Origin of the sequence: Ensifer sp. ENS11 (genome assembly GCF_014851895.1) — a bacterium.
GTDB lineage: Bacteria > Pseudomonadota > Alphaproteobacteria > Rhizobiales > Rhizobiaceae > Ensifer > Ensifer canadensis.
Window position 1 is genome coordinate 448,664 of the sequence record NZ_JACVAN010000003.1, and the last position, 17,152, is coordinate 465,815.

Annotated in this window: 17 protein-coding genes and 1 pseudogene; 7 read left to right on the top strand and 11 right to left on the bottom strand. The window is 62.0% G+C overall.

Going from position 1 to position 17,152, the window contains the following annotated elements:
• The first annotated feature begins 11 nt into the window (after positions 1-11).
• Together IB264_RS09050 and IB264_RS09055 are read left to right on the top strand one after the other, a co-directional pair.
• Positions 12-1,046: a LacI family DNA-binding transcriptional regulator gene (locus tag IB264_RS09050; RefSeq protein ID WP_057222873.1), complete on the top strand. Its 1,035-nt coding sequence runs from the start codon at positions 12-14 to the stop codon at positions 1,044-1,046.
• Between the two features lie 128 nt (positions 1,047-1,174).
• A complete protein-coding gene (locus IB264_RS09055; RefSeq protein ID WP_057223395.1) occupies positions 1,175-3,187 on the top strand; it encodes a beta-galactosidase in 2,013 nt (670 codons plus the stop codon).
• Between the two features lie 45 nt (positions 3,188-3,232).
• On the opposite strand, the gene IB264_RS09060 is transcribed toward IB264_RS09055, so the two are convergent.
• Both IB264_RS09060 and IB264_RS09065 read right to left on the bottom strand, forming a co-directional pair.
• A complete protein-coding gene (locus IB264_RS09060) occupies positions 3,233-3,727 on the bottom strand; it encodes an SRPBCC family protein (RefSeq protein ID WP_025429193.1) in 495 nt (164 codons plus the stop codon).
• Between the two features lies 1 nt (position 3,728).
• Positions 3,729-4,112: a helix-turn-helix transcriptional regulator gene (locus IB264_RS09065; protein WP_057222874.1), complete on the bottom strand. Its 384-nt coding sequence runs from the start codon at positions 4,110-4,112 to the stop codon at positions 3,729-3,731.
• 254 nt (positions 4,113-4,366) lie between these two features.
• Here IB264_RS09065 and IB264_RS09070 point away from each other — a divergent pair, with 254 nt between their 5' ends.
• The gene (locus tag IB264_RS09070) at positions 4,367-4,864 is read left to right on the top strand and encodes a DUF2165 family protein (protein WP_025429191.1); all 498 of its coding nucleotides are present in this window, start codon (positions 4,367-4,369) and stop codon (positions 4,862-4,864) included.
• A gap of 90 nt (positions 4,865-4,954) precedes the next feature.
• On the opposite strand, the gene pcaF is transcribed toward IB264_RS09070, so the two are convergent.
• Genes pcaF through IB264_RS09085 form a run of 3 tightly spaced genes read right to left on the bottom strand, consistent with a single transcriptional unit; the run spans position 4,955 to position 7,814 of the window.
• Complete coding sequence (gene pcaF, locus IB264_RS09075; RefSeq protein WP_057222875.1) at positions 4,955-6,160, bottom strand: 3-oxoadipyl-CoA thiolase; 1,206 nt, start codon at positions 6,158-6,160, stop codon at positions 4,955-4,957.
• Positions 6,161-6,943 (bottom strand): CoA-transferase subunit beta, encoded by a 783-nt coding sequence (locus tag IB264_RS09080; protein WP_057222876.1) that lies wholly within the window; start codon positions 6,941-6,943, stop codon positions 6,161-6,163.
• A 10-nt stretch (positions 6,944-6,953) separates the two neighbouring features.
• On the bottom strand, positions 6,954-7,814 hold the full coding sequence (locus tag IB264_RS09085; protein ID WP_113568427.1) for a CoA transferase subunit A: 861 nt from the start codon (positions 7,812-7,814) through the stop codon (positions 6,954-6,956).
• Positions 7,815-8,054: 240 nt separating this feature from the next.
• On the opposite strand from IB264_RS09085, the gene IB264_RS09090 reads away from it, so the two are divergent.
• Positions 8,055-8,810: an IclR family transcriptional regulator gene (locus IB264_RS09090; RefSeq protein WP_025429187.1), complete on the top strand. Its 756-nt coding sequence runs from the start codon at positions 8,055-8,057 to the stop codon at positions 8,808-8,810.
• Positions 8,811-8,885: 75 nt separating this feature from the next.
• Positions 8,886-9,548 carry a sulfite oxidase-like oxidoreductase gene (locus tag IB264_RS09095; protein WP_057219044.1) on the top strand — a complete coding sequence of 221 codons (663 nt, stop codon included), beginning with the start codon at positions 8,886-8,888 and terminating at the stop codon, positions 9,546-9,548.
• Between the two features lie 84 nt (positions 9,549-9,632).
• Here the strand turns inward: IB264_RS09095 and IB264_RS09100 are convergent, their stop codons facing one another.
• The 6 genes and pseudogenes from IB264_RS09100 to IB264_RS09125 all read right to left on the bottom strand — a co-directional run bounded on the left by IB264_RS09100 (position 9,633) and on the right by IB264_RS09125 (position 15,342).
• Complete coding sequence (locus tag IB264_RS09100) at positions 9,633-9,836, bottom strand: hypothetical protein (RefSeq protein ID WP_025429185.1); 204 nt, start codon at positions 9,834-9,836, stop codon at positions 9,633-9,635.
• 428 nt (positions 9,837-10,264) lie between these two features.
• Complete coding sequence (locus tag IB264_RS09105) at positions 10,265-10,726, bottom strand: acyl-CoA thioesterase (protein ID WP_038578389.1); 462 nt, start codon at positions 10,724-10,726, stop codon at positions 10,265-10,267.
• Positions 10,727-11,015: 289 nt separating this feature from the next.
• Entirely contained in the window at positions 11,016-12,095 is a 1,080-nt protein-coding gene (locus tag IB264_RS09110) for a GSU2403 family nucleotidyltransferase fold protein (protein WP_192433293.1), read from the bottom strand.
• 370 nt (positions 12,096-12,465) lie between these two features.
• Positions 12,466-12,975: pseudogene (locus IB264_RS09115) on the bottom strand (amidohydrolase family protein); the annotation flags it as partial.
• The gene (locus tag IB264_RS09120; RefSeq protein WP_107027489.1) at positions 12,974-14,290 is read right to left on the bottom strand and encodes an aspartate aminotransferase family protein; all 1,317 of its coding nucleotides are present in this window, start codon (positions 14,288-14,290) and stop codon (positions 12,974-12,976) included. The gene IB264_RS09120 and the pseudogene IB264_RS09115, both read right to left, overlap by 2 nt.
• A 2-nt stretch (positions 14,291-14,292) precedes the next feature.
• Positions 14,293-15,342 carry a phosphotransferase enzyme family protein gene (locus IB264_RS09125; RefSeq protein WP_192433295.1) on the bottom strand — a complete coding sequence of 350 codons (1,050 nt, stop codon included), beginning with the start codon at positions 15,340-15,342 and terminating at the stop codon, positions 14,293-14,295.
• A gap of 183 nt (positions 15,343-15,525) precedes the next feature.
• Here IB264_RS09125 and IB264_RS09130 point away from each other — a divergent pair, with 183 nt between their 5' ends.
• Together IB264_RS09130 and IB264_RS09135 are read left to right on the top strand one after the other, a co-directional pair.
• On the top strand, positions 15,526-16,206 hold the full coding sequence (locus IB264_RS09130; protein ID WP_025429179.1) for a GntR family transcriptional regulator: 681 nt from the start codon (positions 15,526-15,528) through the stop codon (positions 16,204-16,206).
• 76 nt (positions 16,207-16,282) lie between these two features.
• Positions 16,283-17,023, top strand: coding sequence for an SDR family NAD(P)-dependent oxidoreductase (locus IB264_RS09135; RefSeq protein ID WP_025429178.1), 741 nt, complete (start codon positions 16,283-16,285; stop codon positions 17,021-17,023).
• The last annotated feature ends 129 nt before the right edge of the window (positions 17,024-17,152 follow it).

The window sequence follows — 17,152 nt, forward strand, 5'->3', positions numbered from 1 at the left end:
GCCGAGACGCCATGCAAAGACCAACGATCAAGACCATTGCGCAGGAAACGGGGCTGTCGATTGCCACCGTTTCGAAGGCCCTGAAGCATTCGCCTCAGGTTCGCCCGGAGACGCGCGCGATCGTGATCGAGGCGGCCGAGCGCGTCGGCTACGAACTGAACATGCACGGCGTGCAGTTGCGCACTGGCAAGACCTATCAGGTCGCGGCGATCATGACGGCGCCCGGCCCGAAGCAGAACGAGTGGGAAGGCGTGGAATACGCCCAGCTCTTGAGCGGCATTTCCTGGGCGCTGGAAGACAGCCCGTACCGGGTCTCGCTCTATGCGGTCAGGAATTTCGAGGAAAGCCAGGCCGTCATCCAGCAGATCGTGTCGCTGAAGAAGGCCGACGGCATCATCATCTCGGGCACGCGCGCCGACGATCCGCGCATCCGCACGATGCAGGCGGCCGACTTTCCCTTCGTCACCTATGGCACCAGCGTGCACAACGCGCCGCATGCCTATGTCGATGCCGACAACGAGCAGATGATCCGGGTTTCGATGGCGAGACTGGTCGACCGCGGCCATCGCCGCATCGCGCTGCTCAACCCACTGTCGGATCTGAGCTACGGCATAACCCGGTTTGAAAGCTACAGGCGCGCGCTCGAGGTTGCCGGCTTGCCGTTCGACCCGGCTCTGGTCGCACATGGGCGGTTGACGCCGGCCTTCGGGCGGGAGAACGTGCTGACGATGGCGGATCTCTCCAATCCGCCGACCGCCTATATCTGCGCCAACGAAGCCTCGGCGCTCGGCGCCTTCTCCGGTTTCCATGAGCGCGGCCTCGTGCATGGCCGCGACGCCGTCATCAATGCCACTGACGACCTGAACGTCAGTCAGTATTTCGCGCCACCGATCACCACCTATTACCTGCCGATCAGCGAGCCGAGCAGCCTGCTCGGCGCCTACATCCTTCGCCGGATGGAGGGCGAGCCGCCGGAGGCGCTGCAGACGCTTTTGATGCCGAAGCTGATCGAGCGCTGCGACGACCGTTTGACCCCAAACCGCTGAAGACGAACAACGACCCGACGACCACACGACTGCGCCTGATGATATAAACGTTTATATCTCGGAGAGCGCTCGCATCGAAGACGAAGTGCCGGGTGAAGCCGGCCGAGAGCATGACGAAGGACCCGATCTTGCATATGCCCCTGACGAGACCGAACCGTTTCAACGCCGACCAGCAGGAGACCGACATGCTCGAACTCGGCGTCTGCTACTATCCGGAGCAATGGCCGCGCGAGAAATGGGAAGAGGACGCCCGCCGCATGGTCGAACTGGGGCTTGCCTGGGTGCGCATCGGCGAATTCGCCTGGGCCAAGATCGAACCCAGATCGGGTGAATTTCATTGGGAGTGGCTTGATGACGCGATCGACGTGCTCGGCCGCGCCGGTCTCAAGGTCATCTTGGGCACGCCGACCGCCGCACCGCCGAAGTGGCTGATCGATCGTCACCCGGATATCCTGCCGGTCGACGTGAACGGCGTGGTGCGCAAGTTCGGTGCCCGGCGCCACTATTGCTTCTCCAGTCGCAGCTACCGCATCGAGGCCGCACGCATCTCGGAGGCCATGGCCGAACGTTACGGCAAGAACGCCTTCGTCCATGCCTGGCAGACGGACAACGAATATGGCGACCATGACACGATCTACAGCTATTCCGGCGAGGCCGAGCGGGCGTTTCGGCTTTGGCTCGCCGAGCGCTACGGCACGACCGACGAACTGAACCGCGCCTGGGGCACGGCGTTCTGGGCGATGAACTATAACAGCTTCGACGAAGTCGACCTGCCGAACAATCTTGTCGAGGAGCCGAGCCCGACCCATATCGTCGACTTCATCCGCTTCTCGTCCGACCAGGTGAAGAGCTTCAACAAGGCGCAAGTCGACATCATCCGCAAGCACTCGCCGGGTCGTCCGGTGACGCACAATTTCATGTCGCAGAACACCGACTTCGACCACTACAAGGTCGGCGAAGACATCGATATCGCGTCCTGGGACGTTTACCCGATGGGTGGGCTGTTGAACGGTCGTCTTTCACCGGAGGACAAGGGACGCTACCTGCGTGTCGGCGATCCGGACCAGCCTGCCTTCAACCACGATCTCTACCGGGCCGTCGGCCGTGGACGCGTCTGGGTGATGGAACAGCAGCCCGGTCCGGTCAATTGGGCGGCGCACAACCAGTCGCCGGCCGATGGCATGGTTCGGCTCTGGACCTGGCTTGCCTATGCGCATGGCGTCGACATGGTTTCCTATTTCCGCTGGCGGCAGGTGCCGTTTGCGCAGGAGCAGTTCCATGCCGGCCTCTTGCTTCCCAACAGCGAGCCCGACCAAGGCTATCTCGAGGTGGCTCAGGTCGCAGAAGAGATGAAGCGGCTGCCGAAAGGCGAGGCACGCGGCAAGGCCAAGGTCGCGATCCTGCTCGACTACAATTCGCGCTGGGCGACCCGCGCCCTGCCGCAGGGTCGGACCTATTCGGCCTCGGCGACGGCGCTCGACTGGTATTCGACCGTCTCTCGCCTGGGCGTCGACGTCGATTTCATCGGCCAGCATTCCGATCTCGACGGCTACCAGCTGGTGCTGGCGCCAGACCTTGTCATCGCCAATCAGGCCTTTGTCGAGAAGCTGGTCGCGTCGCAAGCCAGGGTCTTGTTCGGACCGCGCAGCGGCAGCAAGACTGAGGACATGCACATTCCCGAGGGATTGCCGCCGGGACCGCTCGCAGCACTTGTCGACGTCAGTGTCGCTCGCGTTGAATCCCTGCCGGAATTTCATAGCGAGACCGTGCTTTACGGCAACGAGACCTATCCGGCCGGCATCTGGCGCGAGACCGTGCGCACCAGCGAGGCGGTGCTGGCGACCTTCGAAGGGGAATACCGCAATGGCGCGCCGGCACTCGTCGGCAACGACAAGGCGCGTTACATGGCGGCGGCCGCCCGTGGCGACCTGCTGAAAAAGGTGATCAATGACGCCCTTGGCTGGGCTTCGGTCGAAGCGCTCGCCGATCTCGGCGATTTGCGCATCACCCGTCGCGGCAAGCTCAACTTCGCCTTCAACTACGGCAAGGAAGCGGCGGACGTGCCGGCTGGCGCTGGCGCTACCTTCCATGTCGGTGCCCGCAAGCTCGGTCCCGTCGACGTCGCCATCTGGACGGAATGAGAATTGGACCGTGGGCGGATCGCTCCGCCCACGGTCATTCCATGACTATTTGGCCGGTTCGGAGGCCAGGATTCCTTCGAGGCGGTCATAGCCGATGGCAATGCCGCTCTCCATCGGCGACTTGAGGACGGCATCGCGGGTCTCCGTCGAAGAGTAGATAACAGCCGTCGTCACCGTGGTGCGCCCACCCTCCTCGACGAAGTGGGTCGTCACTTGGGTTTGGCCGCCGGTCCAGTCCTCGTCAAAGAGTTCCTCGTGCACGATCCGGTCCGGCGCTTGGATCTCGCGATAGGTTCCGCCCATGCCCATCTCGACACCTTCGGCGCTTTTCCAGACGTAACGGAAGGTCCCGCCAGGTCTCAAATCAATCTCGCAAACGGGCAGCGACCAGCCGTCCGGGCCGGTCAGCCAGCGCTTGACGAGCGCCGGTTTGGTGAAGGCGTCGAAGACCAGCCGGCGCGGCGCGTCAAAGCTGCGGACGATGCGGATTTCCCGGTCGCCATGCGCCGTGACAACAAGTTTGTTGGATGCAGCATTCATGTCATTCCTCCTTCGTGGTGAAATTGGTGGGGAGTGCGGCCGACGCCTGTGATGCAGCGTCGGCTTTCAGCTCCTCAAGCAGGGTGTCGAGGCGGGCAAAATTCGCTTGCCAAAGCTTGCGATATTCCTCCAGCCAGTCGGCTGCCTCAGTGAGCGGATCGATCTCGATGCGGCAGGGACGGCGCTGTGCATCGCGGCTGCGCGAAACCAGCCCGGCGCGCTCCAGCACCTTCAGGTGCTTCGACACGGCCGGCTGGCTCATGGCGAAGGGCTCTGCAAGTTCGAGGACGGATGCTTCGCCCAGGGCCAGACGGGCAAGGATCGCCCGCCGTGTCGGGTCAGCAAGGGCGGAAAAGGTAGCGTCGAGGCGTTCGGATGGGGTCATTTGTATAACCAAATAGTTTTAGAACTATTCGGTTATGTTGCAACTCGGCGCGAGAGTCAAGACTGCCCATGGGCAGGGAGCGCGCGACGCGTTTGCCGGCACCTTTTGCGAAGTGCATATTCGTCACACTGCAAGTTGTGGAAGAGACGCCTCGCGGCCTCGATCAACTTTGCCGGTGGGCTATGGCTGGACTGATGCCGGTAAGATTCGGCCCGGATCTTGGGCGTGCCGGCAGTGGACAGGAGTACCAGACCATGAAGATCATTCGGATTGCCAAAACCGCAGCCGTTGCTGCAATCGCCTTGTTTTCAACGCTCGTCGCCTTCGGCAACATCACCGACTACGCAACGAACTTCGCCTTCGTTCAGCATGTGATGATGATGGATACGATCTTTCCCGACGCGGCGATCAAATATCGCGCCATCACCAGTCCGGTGCTTCACAACCTGTTCTATGTCGTGATCATCGCGGCGGAAACGTTGACGGCGCTGCTTTGCTGGCTCGGTGCCTACAGGCTCGCCACTAACCTCAACGGTGGCGCCCGCGAATTCAACCGGGCGAAGACGGTGGCGATCGCCGGCCTGACGCTCGGCTTCCTCGTCTGGCAGGTCGGCTTCATGTCGGTCGGCGGTGAATGGTTCGGCATGTGGATGTCGAAACAATGGAACGGCGTTCCCGACGCCTTCCGCTTCTTCATCACCATCCTGCTGGTGCTGATCTTCGTGGCGCAGCGCGACGAAGAAACCGTGTGAATGAAAAAGGGGAGCCGTCAATGAACGGCTCCCTATCTGGCTTTCAGATGCGCTTACCGAGCATGCGTTACCGCAAAACCGCGGAGTGCTTTAGACGCGCTCGAGCGCTACGGCGATGCCCTGGCCGACGCCGATGCACATGGTCGACAGTGCATAACGTCCGCCGGTTTCCGCGAGCTCAAGCGCGGCCGTCCCTGTAATGCGGGCGCCGGACATGCCGAGCGGATGGCCAAGGGCAATGGCGCCGCCATTGCGGTTGACGCGGCCGTCGTCGTCGGCAATGCCGAGATCGCGCAGCGTCGCTAGTCCCTGAGAGGCAAAGGCTTCGTTGAGCTCGATGACATCGAACTGTTCCTGCGCCAGGCGAAGACGCGCCATCAATTTCTTCGAGGCCGGGGCCGGGCCGAAACCCATGATGCGCGGTTCAACGCCGGCGGTGGCCCCGCCCAGGATACGGGCGATAGGTCTGAGGCCGTATCTCCTGACCGCCGCCTCGGAGGCAATGATCAACGCCGCCGCGCCATCATTGACGCCCGACGCATTGCCGGCGGTGACCGTGCCTCCTTCTCGTCTGAAGGGTGTGCCGAGCTTGGCAAGCGCCTCCATCGTCGTGGCGCGGGGATGTTCGTCTCTTTCGACGACAGTCGGGTCGCCCTTGCGCTGCGGGATGGTGACGGCGACGATTTCCTTCGCCAGGCGACCGTTGGCTTGCGCGGCTGCCGCCTTCGCCTGGCTGCGCAGCGCAAAGGCGTCCTGATCTTCTCGACTTACCTTGAAATCTTCGGCGACGTTTTCGCCGGTCTCCGGCATGGAATCGACGCCATATTGCTTCTTCATCAGCGGGTTGACGAACCGCCAGCCGATGGTGGTGTCATAGATCTCGGCATTGCGCGAAAATGCGCTCTCCGCTTTCGGCATCACGAAGGGAGCCCGCGACATGCTCTCGACGCCGCCGGCAATCATCAATTCGGCTTCGCCCGCTTTGATGGCACGTGCGGCAGCGATGACGGCATCCATGCCCGAACCGCAGAGCCGGTTGATCGTGGTGCCGGTCACGCTCGCCGGCAACCCGGCCAGAAGCAGCGACATGCGCGCGACGTTGCGGTTGTCTTCACCTGCCTGATTGGCGCAGCCGAAGATGACGTCATCGACCGCTTCCCAATCGAGCGAAGGGTTGCGCTCGATCAGCGCCTTCAGCGGTATCGCGCCGAGGTCGTCTGCCCTGACTGATGAGAGCGCGCCGCCGAAGCGGCCGATCGGCGTGCGGATGTAATCGCAGATATAAGCATCGGCCATTTACGCGGCCTCCTTGTTGCCCTGGTGGGCCTTCTTCGTGCGTGCGTTGATGTCGCGAAGCGTCGCCAGTTCGATCTCAGTCGGCACCGGCGTCTCGATGACCTCTCCGGCGAATTTGATCGGCCAGCCGCAATTGTCGACGATCTGGTCACGCGTGACGCCGTGATGGATCGAAACAACAGTTAGTTCCTTGGTCACCGGATCGGGCTCCAGAATGCAGAGATCGGTGATGATGCGAGTGGGTCCCTTGGTCTTCATGCCGAGCCGTTCGCGATGATCGCCACCTTCGCCATGACCCATCGAGGTGATGAAGGGCAGCTTTTCGACGAATCCACGCTTGGAGAGCGCCATGGTGATGAAGATGCGGCCGCAATTCGACGCGATCTCCGGAGCGCCGCCGCCGCCCGGCAGCCGGACCTTCGGATGGTCATAGGGACCGACGACCGTGGTGTTAAGGTTGGCGAACTTGTCGATCTGCGCGCCGCCGAGAAACCCGGTGGTAATGCGGCCGCCCTGCAGCCAGTAGCGAAACATCTCCGGCACCGAGACGGTGAAGAGGGCGGTATCGCAAAGCTCGCCGTCGCCGATCGACAAGGGGAGAACATCCGGCTTGGTGCCGACGGTTCCGCTTTCGTAGATGAGCGTAATGTCGGGGGCGTGGGTCAACCGCGCCACGTTGCAGGCGGCCGATGGCGCACCGATGCCGACGAAGCAGACGTCGTCGTTGGAAAGCTCGCGTGAGGCTGCGATGGTCATCATCTCGTTGGGGGTGAAATCCGTCATCGTCGCCTCCTCAAGCGGCCTTCGCCGGCTTCCTGCCGGCGTGTCGTGCAAAATCTTCAGGCCCTGCGTCGAGCACGTTCTCCTTGATCCATGCGGTAAAACTCTCGCGGTCGCGGGCGATCTCGTCCCAGCCGATGTAGAAGGCGTTCGAGCGCGGATAGTAGCCGTGGGCGTAGGAGGGGAAGGCGCCGCCCGGCACCTGGCTGACCGCCGTTACTGCCCAGGTGGGGAGCACGACGGAGTTGGGCGACGGTGGCGCAAGCTCGTCGACGATTTCCTCGACCGTGATGATCGAGCGCTTGGCTGCAAGCACCGCCTCTTTCTGCACGCCGACGATGCCTTCGATGAGCACGTTGCCCTTCCTATCGGCGCGTTGGGCGTGGATGATCGTCACGTCCGGCCGGATCGCCGGAACGGCGGCCAGGACTTCGGACGTGAAGGGGCAGGTGATCTGCTTGATACTCGCGTTCACCTTCGGAAGGTCGGCGCCGATGTAGCCACGCAGCATCGCAAACGGCAGGTTCGCCGCACCCGCCTCATAAGCGTTGGCCATGGCCGCATGGGAATGTTCTTCGATTTCGAGCGGCCGCGGCCACTGGTTTTCGACTGCGTCGCGGAAGCGGTGAAGCGAGCCGACGCCGGGATTGCCGCCCCAGGAGAATTTCATGCCGCGGGCGGCACCCACGCCGATCAGCTGATCATAGAGGATATCCGGCGTCATGCGCACGAGAAACAGGTCCTTGCGACCCTGGCGGATCACTTCATGTCCGGCAGCATAGGGGATCAGATGGGTGAAACCCTCCATGGCAACGGTGTCGCCATCCCTGACATTGTCGCCGATGGCCTCGGCGAGCGAAACGATCTTCGCCATGTTTCCTCTCTTCTGATTTGAGCGTTGCCGCCAATCGGCGGGCGCATGATTGTCTGCAGGCGGTGGGAAGAGCTGACGCGTCGTCTTTCGCGGTCCATGGAGTGCGGGCCGACAAGCTCCCCTTGCCTGTATTGGCCCGAAATAGGCTCTCAAAAACAGTGTGCGTCAAACATTTTGTGCGATATTTGACATTTGTTCGTATATCGCACAGATTAATTGCCGGTAGAACGAGGATGAGCCATGAGAGAAACCGATTTCGTCAGCGGTTTTGCCCGCGGGCTGACCGTCATCGAGGCTTTTGGTGAGACACAGCAGAAGCTGACGATCACCGAGGCGGCGAAGATTACCGGTCTGGACCGGGCGACCGTGCGCCGCTCGCTGCTGACGCTCTCGGAGCTCGGCTACGCCGACTATGACGGGAAGTTCTTTTCTCTGACGCCGAAAATCCTGCGGCTCGGCCACGCCTACCTCTCGGCGACACCTCTGCCGACGATCGTCCAGCCCTATCTCGACCAGCTCTCGGAGCGGGCAGGTCAAAGCGCTTCCGCCTCGGTTCTCGACGGCACTGAGATTGTCTATATCGCGCGCGCCTCGCAAAGGCGGGTGATGTCGATCAGCCTGATGCCGGGCTCCAGGCTTCCTGCCTATTGCGCATCAATGGGGCGCGTGTGGCTCGCCGCCTTGCCGGAACAGCAGGCGAGGGACGTGCTCGCCCGCTCGGATCTCAAGGCAAACACACCTCATACGAGAACCGACACGGAAGAACTGATGGCCGAAATCGGCCGCGTGCGTCACCAAGGCTATGCGATCATCGACCAGGAGCTGGAAATCGGTCTTTGCTCCATCGCCGTTCCGCTTCAAAACGATCGCAACCAGATCGTCGCGGCACTCAACATCGGCGCGCCGGCCGCCCATGTGCCGGCTGCTGAAATGGTCGAACGTTATCTGCCGCTCCTGAGGGAGACGCAGGCTGCCTTGCGGATCGTGCTGCGCTAGAGACAGCTCCCGTCTCTGATGCTTGACGGAAACCGCGACGGGTCTTCTAATCCGCGCGGACCGGAGGAGCACCCGATGACCGACGAAGAACCCCCAACGGAAACCAAGCTGACGACGACGAAGCGGCGTTGGGCGGCGGCCGGCAAGTTCCTCACCGGGCGCGCAGCCCGGCCTGAGGACGAACGATTGCCGCCGGGCCAGCACCTTGTTCGGGATTGGCCGGTGCTGGACCTCGGGCAGCAGCCCGCGATCGGCGTGGAGCGCTGGCGGCTGGATGTGACCGGCCTCGTCGAACAGCGCCTGTCGCTGGATTGGATAGCGTTCAAGGCATTGCCGCAGAGCGACAGCCTCTCCGACATCCATTGCGTCACCACCTGGTCGCGCTACGACAATCGCTGGCAAGGGGTCTTGACGCACGACCTGCTCGACCTGGTCATGCCGAAGCCTGAAGCGTCTCATGTGATGCTGACGAGCTACGATGGTTATACGACCAATCTGCCGCTCGCCGATTTTGCCTCGGAACACGCGATCCTTGCGACCGATTGGGAGGGCAAGCCGATCAGCCGCACCCATGGCGGGCCGATGCGGCTTGTCGTGCCGCATCTCTATTTCTGGAAGAGCGCAAAGTGGCTGACGCGCATCGATTTTCGAGCCGGCGACGAGGCCGGTTTCTGGGAGCGCAATGGCTACCACATGCGTGGCGACCCTTGGCTTGAGCAGCGTTATTCCGCTGACTGACGGCCGGGCGTGGCTTTGGATATTGCCGGGAAAATGTACTCTGCGTTGCCCGCCGCGATCTGCCGGCGGGCAACGCAGCTGATGCTATTTCATCAGGTCCATATGCTGTTCGGCCCGCGCCTTGATCAAAGGGTCGAGGTCCGACTTGTAAGGCCCGTATTTCGTAAACATTTCGTGGGCTTCGAGCGGCGGAATGCCGGATGCGCGGATGAAATCCTCCAGATCGTACCGGACCTCGCCGTTGGCGACGCCCTCTGTAAACTGAAGTCCCGTCTCGGATGTGGACATTTGAATCTCCGTTATCCCGAGCCCGCAACGACGGTGTTGGTTCCCGTGGCAGCAGGCGTTGATAGGTGGCTTCGGTTGTTCACGAAATGGCGCCAGATGCAGAACGCGGCGCGGTGGTTTTGAACGCGTCATTGTGGCTTTTCAGAACGCGGGGGCATGCTCACAGCACATTTGCGCGGGATTCACGCCGCAGAGGCGCCGAATGCATGTATGGGCTTCAACAGGCTTAAGGGCCAACAACGCCGCCCTCCATGCGCCGGGCAGGTGGCGGATCGCTCCCCTTGGCCATTTAGCTCCGGCCGGTGAAAGATACACTATCAAGCCGCCGGGCCAAACACAGGAATGGTCCTTGCGAGGCCTTGTTGCAAAAAGTGACCTTGGCTCCGGCGCCGGGCGAAGCCGCCATGCGAGCAAACGGATTGCGGCGATCAGGCTTCGGTGGGCGAGCCAGCAGCTTGAAAGCGGGCCTCGAACTCCCGCCGCAGGTTTTTCCGCACCTCCGCCGCGCGCTGGCGTCGCTTTCGGATGCTGGTCACGGGATTGTAAGTCGGAACCGCGGTCGGACGCCCCTCGGCATCGACGGCCACCATAGTGAAATAGCAGGAGTTCGTGTGCCTGCGCTCGCCGGTGCGGATGTTTTCGGCTTCGACGCGGATCCCGACTTCCATCGAGGTCCGCCCGGCCTGATTGATCGAGGCGCGAAAGGTCACGAGTTCGCCGACATGGATCGGCTGCCGGAAGACGACCTGGTCCACTGACAAGGTCACCGCATATTCCTGCGAATAGCGCGAGGCGCAGGAAAACGCGACGCGGTCGAGAAGATTGAGCAGGGCGCCGCCATGGACCTTGCCGCTGAAGTTGGCCATGTCGGGCGTCATCAAGACGACCATTTCAAGCTCGCTGGTGTCATGCCCGGCTTCCACGGCCACTCCTTCTAAGATGATCGCAGCCCTTCTGGACCGACACGCGGCCGACGATGCCAGTATTCCAAGCCATGGTCCAGCGGTCAGTGAGACCTCCGGCTCGGTGGGCGACCGTGGGACTGGCCAGGGTGCGGGAACGTCGTCGCAGATCGATTGGCACCTCATGACATGATCGACCGTGTGCATACTCGGTAGCGTCCCGTTGAACCGAATCGTCTCGACATATGGCGCATTATTTCTTGAGTAGATCGGAGCGTTACTCTGCTTTGTAATCGATGCCCAGTTCACGGAACAAGGCGGCCGTAGCAGCTCTATCTCCTCGGGACATGTACTCCATTCCGGCCCGGATCGCATAGCGCCAGGCCTCTCCCCTTTCCCAGGCTTCCTTGAGAGCATCCGACAGGTCACCGAGACGGTTGGAAGCATCGAGCGCGTCGAAGAGCAATACCGCTTGCCTCAAGTCCTTGTCGCGCTTTGCAGCCCCAATCGTATCGACTACGCGGCGGGAGGCCACGATCAGCTTGTGAACAGCATAGCGCTCCGGAGCCGGGACAATCACGGAGATACCGCTTTTGTGTAGCAGGACGGCTCGCACGGGCTCATAGATGAGGAAATCCAAAAACCGCAGCGGATCGGCGCTTGCCCCACCCAGGGCGGGCATGTCGGCCGGTTGATCTTGATAGTCATCACTACCCCTATTTCCGGTCAAGAATTCCACATTGTAGCCCGCCCGGTTCTTGAATGCCGTTGATCGGGTTGACCCTGAGCGATGCGGGATCGGCCGGAAGGTCGGATCGACGCCTTGTAGGATTTCAAGAATAGGTGGAAGCGAGTCCCCTACTTCGGAGCTGATCGCGTAGTCCTGGGCGAAATCAGCATCACCCGTCGTCATCGAGGCGGCAGGAAGACGGACGCCAAGATGGCCCGCATAGGTCGAGAACGCTACCGTTCCTACCAAGCAGGCCCGCAAGCGGAAAATGCCAGCCTGGGCCAGCGCCTCGACGACATCGCCGGAAAACGGTTCGGGAGCTGGTAATCCAGCCTCGCGAACAAGGGTGGTGACCAGCTTACGGCGGGCCTTGGCGTCATCCTTGATCGCGCGGAAGTCCTTTACCCGCCTGTTGATTTCGGGATCATCGGCCGGTCCAACATACCGGCGTTTCTGTCGGTGGCCCTCGCCTTCGTCGGGCTGGTCGAAATACCAGTATTTGCGGGCTTTGACCGTGACCGGCACGAAGCGGCCTTCGACCGGGAAATCGGCCGAGAAGCTGGCGTCGAGCAGACGTTGACCGAGTTCGGCGGTCATCGTGCGATACATCAGGTCGATCTGCCGCATATCTGCTCCCGTTATACTGAATTGCGAAAATTAGTATAACGGTCGGAAACTCCGATGGGCTGGCGTTATACTGAGTTTGTGAATTTAGTATAACGGCACTAACCTTCTTTTCAAGAACAATCGACGACGGCGGCCCAAGGGGTGGGTAAGGTCGGAAGCGTTGACATCAAGATCGGGCTTCGGGTCGCCTGGAGCAAGAGGATCCAGCGGCCTGATCACTGATGTTGAAAATTGCCTGGAAGCGTTGATCCGCGCTTCCGGTTTGCCGATGTCCATTTGTGCCCACAGGCGAGGGCAGAAGTCGCGACACCGAAATTAGCCACGAGTGCACGCGCATTGAGGTATTGAAGCTTGTTCTCGTCCAGTCCGTTCAACGTGGCTGCGGTGGCACGACGTGGCGGCGGTTGATGGTCGCCGGACGGCCCTTGATGGACAGGGCCGTATCGCGCTTCTCGCGTTCAGCCACGACCTTGCCCTTCGCCACGACACAGAGCCGCTCGGCGCGCAGGCGCACCGCCTCGGTGGGGTTGCCCGCATCGAGCACAACGAGGATTGCCGATTTGCCGACGGCTAGGCCGAGATGATCGAGATCCCATGATCTCGGCATTGACCTTGGTGACCATGTCGAAACAGGTGCACATGTCCGCGGGCGAGGACATCTGGGCGACGTGCAATCGCATGAAGGCGACGTCGAGCATGTCGGCTGTGCCGAGGCGCGCCACCCCTGCAGCATGATGTTGATCAGCGGATTGGGGATCGCCGAGACACCGGCTTCCGCAATCAGCGGCAGCAGTTTCGAGACGTAGTAGCTGTCCATCGAATGCATCGAGGTAAGGTGCGAGCCAGCCGCCCGGCCTTGCAGGGCAGCTTTGCTTCTTTCAGAGCGTCCTCAGCACGTCGCCGAGTGCGTCAACCAGCATGTCGGCGTTCTCGCGGGAGAAGACGAGGGGAGGACGGATCTTCAGAACGTTAGCATTGGGACCTGAGGCGCTGATCAGGATGCGCCGCTCGCGCAGGCCGTTGACGATGCGTGTCGACAGGGCCGCGTCAGGACGCTTTGTGGCCGAGTCCACGATGATCTCGACGCCGATGAAGAGCCCAGACCCGCGCACGTCGCCGATCGCCGGATGGGTAGCTGAGAGGCTCTTCACCCTGTCCATAAGGTGGCGACCAACCACCAGCGCATTCTGTTGGAGGCCTTCAATGCGGATCGTGTCCAGCACGGCCTTGCCGGCGGCGGCAGCGACTGGATTACCGCCGAACGTGTTGAAATAGCGCGCCCGAGGACCGAACTCGGCAATGACCTCCGGGCGCAGAACGATGCCGGCCATCGGGTAGCCGTTGCCCATCGGCTTGCCGATCGTCACCATATCGGGCGCGACGCCGTGGCGTTCGAAGCCCCACATGGCCTCGCCGGTGCGGCCGAAGCCGGGCTGTACTTCATCCGCCACGAAGAGACCGCCGGCCTCATGGATGGCGTCGACCGCCGGCTTCAGAAAACCTTTCGGTCCCTCGAAAATACCGTCGCTGGAAAAGATCGTGTCGGTGATCAGCATGGCCGGCTTGATGCCGTGGCGCTTCAAGTCAGCAATCGCCGCACGCACGTCGCGGCCGAACTTTTGCACCATTTCTTCGGCGGAATGACGGTAGCTGTCCGGAGCAGGCACGGTGCGTACATGCGGCCCCAGCGTCACGGCTTCGCCGAGGGATGGCGAGAATTCCGCGACGGCGCTCGTGAGACCGTGATAGGCAAGCTCCGTTGCGATGATGCCTGTGCCGCCGGTGACGAAGCGGGCGATGCGCACCGCAAGGTCATTCGCCTCGCTGCCGGTACAGGTGAACATGACCTGGCTGAGCGCCTCGGGGAAGGTGGCCGTCAGCGCCTCTGCATAGTCGACGATGCCTTCGTGCAGGTAGCGCGTGTGGGTGTTCAGCACGGCGGTTTGCCTGGTGATCGCCTCCACCACGCGCGGGTGGCAATGGCCGAGCGAGGCGACGTTGTTGTAGGCATCGAGATATCGTTCGCCGGCCGCGTCATAGAGAAAGACGCCTTCGCCGCGCACGAGATGCAGCGGTTTTTCATAGAAGAGGCGGTAGGCGGGACCGAGCACCTTTTCCCGGCGCGCGATCAGCGCCCGTTCGGCTTCGTTGAGCCGTTCGAAATCTTCGCGCGAGAAGGCATTTACCATCGACATGATCAGGCCTCGGAAAGGTTGGGCACGAGCCTTTTCAGCCCGGCCGGCGTCAGATCGGATATGTTTTGAAGCCCCCGCCAGGCGGTGGCGTGGTTGCGCAAAATGTAGTCGCGGTTTTCCGGGAAGCGTGCGGAGCGCCATTCGGCGATGATGAGAGACATCGCCAGCCGCGACCGGGTCAACACTGGTAGAAGTTCAATTTCGGCAGGCTCCAACGCACGTGCCGAAAGGAACCCCTCCAGGAAGGAACTGGTGCGCGCCGCCCAGTTTTCCGTCGCCAGATGATAGGAAAGCGCGACGGCAAGATCGTTGATGAGTGGCGCATGGACCATGTCGCCGAAATCGATGATGCCGACGACTGCGGTGGGTGCGGCCGGATCGAGCAAGACATTGTGCGGGTTGAAGTCGTTGTGGATGATCTGCCGCCGCTTGAGATTGGTGATGGCGGGAAGCGCCCGCTCGAACTCCGCCAGCACGACCTTCGCCTGCGCCCGGCGTTCAGGCGCGACATGGTCGAGGACGGCAGTGAGATCGAGCGTGTGGGAAATGTCCCACATCAGCTTTCCCGCCGGCGGGCGTCCGTCATAGTTCTCAAGGCCGAGCCCGAGTTCCGCAAGCGCCCGGCCGACGTTGCGGCTCTGCGCCTCGGAGGCGGGTGTGCGGTACTGCAATTCGCCCCGCAGGAAAGTGAGCAGGCGCATGATGCGCGGGCCATCGGCGGTGGAAAGCGTGTGGCTAGGCTCTCCGCTTTTCGTGAGTATGAGCCGCGGCACCGGTACGGCGGGGGCGGCAGCCTCCAGATGCAGGAGCGCACCGTCCTGGAATTCCAGCGCGGCCGGGTCCTCGGCGGGATTGGCAATCTTGAGGATGAAGTCCGTTTCGTCAGAGCGGGTGAAAAGAAAGGTCTCGTCCCTTTCGCTGGAGAACCGCCTGATCGTGCCGCCCATGCCATAGACCTGCTTCACCGCGGCCTCGGCATCGGCAAACGATGTCGCACTCCACGTCGCCGACATGGAATCGGCCTTCTTGGCGGTGGGCGATGGCTCCGTCATGCTTGCTCCGTTGGTGGGGTTGCCCGCATTTCCTTCGATTGTCCCTGCCGTCCGCTGACCACGGTGCCGACTAAATTGCCGCCGCAAGCCGTTTGGCGGAAGATGTCCGCGACATGTCATACTTGAAACACGCCGAAAAAGATGCATCAAGTATCTTGTTATTCGATTTTGCGGACCAGTTCCATGCCTCAATTTACGTCACTGGATCATGAGAACCTCAACAGCGCCGTTTATGGTGCGTTGTGCGATGCCCTGATCCAGGGACGGTTCCAGCCCGGCGACCGGCTGAAGATCCGTGATCTGGCGGAACAATTCGGCACGAGCGTCACACCGATCCGCGACGCCATCCTTCGGCTTGCCAATGACGAGGCGATCACCTTCCGCTCGCCACGCGACATCCGCATCCCGGGTTTGAGCGAAAACCGCTACCGCGAGATCCGCGCAATCCGTGTCCGGCTGGAGGGATTGGCGGCGGAAACCGCCGCCCAGGTGGCGACGAGCACGGATATCGAGGCATTGGAACGCATCTTGCGCGAAAATGAACAGGCAATCGAGGCCGGCGACCGGCTGAAGGGCACGCAACTCAACCAAGCCTTCCACTTCCTGTTGCCGCAGATCGCTGGGCTGCCGGTGCTGAACGGCATCCTGCGGCGGCTCTGGCTGCAGATGGGGCCGCACATTTCCGATGCCTATATAGAGGGTGGACGTGCGATGATCGACCATCACTACCCGGTCGTCGAAGCCCTGAAACGGCACGATTCCGCCGCCGCCTCGATGGCGATCGTCGACGATATCCTGCTCGGCGGCAAGCCGATCCTCGAGCGCATCGAACGGGGCACGGAGCGGGAGGCGCGCCGGGCCTGACATCACTTGGAAGAGGAGGCTTGCAATTCATGGGCGGCCCATTACGATGTATCAAGCATCAACAGAGAACGCTCCCATGACCGAAGAATGCCGCTACATGTTGCTGACGGGTGCGAGCCGCGGGATCGGTCATGCGACGGTCAAGCTCTTCCAGTCGAAGGGCTGGCGCATTCTCACCGTTTCGCGTCAATCCTTTTCCGAGGAATGCGCCTGGCCCTCCGCCCGCGAAAGCCATATCCAGGCCGACCTCGCGGATCTCACGCAGATCGACCGCCTGGCAGCGACGGTGCGCGAGCGCCTGCCGAACGGCCGGCTGCACGCGCTCGTCAATAATGCCGGCATTTCGCCGAAGGGGCCGGGCAAGAGCCGCCTCGGTGTGCTGGATACGGATGCCGATGTCTGGACGCAGGTGCTCAACGTCAATCTTATCTCGACCGCTTTGATCGCCCGCGCACTCATGCCGGAACTGGAAGCAGCGAAGGGCTCGATCGTCAATGTTACGTCGATCGCCGGCTCGCGCGTCCACCCCTTCGCAGGCGTTGCCTATGCGGCGTCCAAGGCGGCGCTTGCCTCGCTGACCCGTGAAATGGCGCACGAATTCGGCCAACGCGGGGTCAGGGCGAATGCCATCGCCCCGGGCGAGATCGAAACGTCGATCCTGTCGCCCGGAACGGATGAACTGGTGGCGGCGGAAGTGCCGATGCGAAGACTGGGCGAACCGCGCGAGGTCGCGGAGACCATCTATTTCCTCTGCACCGAGCCATCGTCCTACATCAACGGCGCGGAAATTCACATCAACGGAGGTCAACACGTCTGACGATGGTCGACTGGGGGAAATCCCCGCTGACCGACAAGGACCGGAGTGCATCATACGGTCGGACAAACGCCCGGGGAGAAAGGGCGCGACGACCGGAAAGGCTGTAATCATCGCAATACGCCAAAGGGA

What these genes read in the sequence shown, in the direction of transcription:
- IB264_RS09050 (WP_057222873.1), top strand. Translation starts at nt 12, where the DNA reads ATGCAAAGACCAACGATCAAGACCATTGCGCAGGAAACGGGGCTGTCG.
- IB264_RS09060 (WP_025429193.1), bottom strand. Translation starts at nt 3,727, where the DNA reads ATGAATGCTGCATCCAACAAACTTGTTGTCACGGCGCATGGCGACCGG.
- IB264_RS09065 (WP_057222874.1), bottom strand. Translation starts at nt 4,112, where the DNA reads ATGACCCCATCCGAACGCCTCGACGCTACCTTTTCCGCCCTTGCTGAC.
- IB264_RS09070 (WP_025429191.1), top strand. Translation starts at nt 4,367, where the DNA reads ATGAAGATCATTCGGATTGCCAAAACCGCAGCCGTTGCTGCAATCGCC.
- pcaF (WP_057222875.1), bottom strand. Translation starts at nt 6,160, where the DNA reads ATGGCCGATGCTTATATCTGCGATTACATCCGCACGCCGATCGGCCGC.
- IB264_RS09080 (WP_057222876.1), bottom strand. Translation starts at nt 6,943, where the DNA reads ATGACGGATTTCACCCCCAACGAGATGATGACCATCGCAGCCTCACGC.
- IB264_RS09085 (WP_113568427.1), bottom strand. Translation starts at nt 7,814, where the DNA reads ATGGCGAAGATCGTTTCGCTCGCCGAGGCCATCGGCGACAATGTCAGG.
- IB264_RS09090 (WP_025429187.1), top strand. Translation starts at nt 8,055, where the DNA reads ATGAGAGAAACCGATTTCGTCAGCGGTTTTGCCCGCGGGCTGACCGTC.
- IB264_RS09095 (WP_057219044.1), top strand. Translation starts at nt 8,886, where the DNA reads ATGACCGACGAAGAACCCCCAACGGAAACCAAGCTGACGACGACGAAG.
- IB264_RS09100 (WP_025429185.1), bottom strand. Translation starts at nt 9,836, where the DNA reads ATGTCCACATCCGAGACGGGACTTCAGTTTACAGAGGGCGTCGCCAAC.
- IB264_RS09105 (WP_038578389.1), bottom strand. Translation starts at nt 10,726, where the DNA reads ATGGTCGTCTTGATGACGCCCGACATGGCCAACTTCAGCGGCAAGGTC.
- IB264_RS09110 (WP_192433293.1), bottom strand. Translation starts at nt 12,095, where the DNA reads ATGCGGCAGATCGACCTGATGTATCGCACGATGACCGCCGAACTCGGT.
- IB264_RS09120 (WP_107027489.1), bottom strand. Translation starts at nt 14,290, where the DNA reads ATGTCGATGGTAAATGCCTTCTCGCGCGAAGATTTCGAACGGCTCAAC.
- IB264_RS09125 (WP_192433295.1), bottom strand. Translation starts at nt 15,342, where the DNA reads ATGACGGAGCCATCGCCCACCGCCAAGAAGGCCGATTCCATGTCGGCG.
- IB264_RS09130 (WP_025429179.1), top strand. Translation starts at nt 15,526, where the DNA reads ATGCCTCAATTTACGTCACTGGATCATGAGAACCTCAACAGCGCCGTT.
- IB264_RS09135 (WP_025429178.1), top strand. Translation starts at nt 16,283, where the DNA reads ATGACCGAAGAATGCCGCTACATGTTGCTGACGGGTGCGAGCCGCGGG.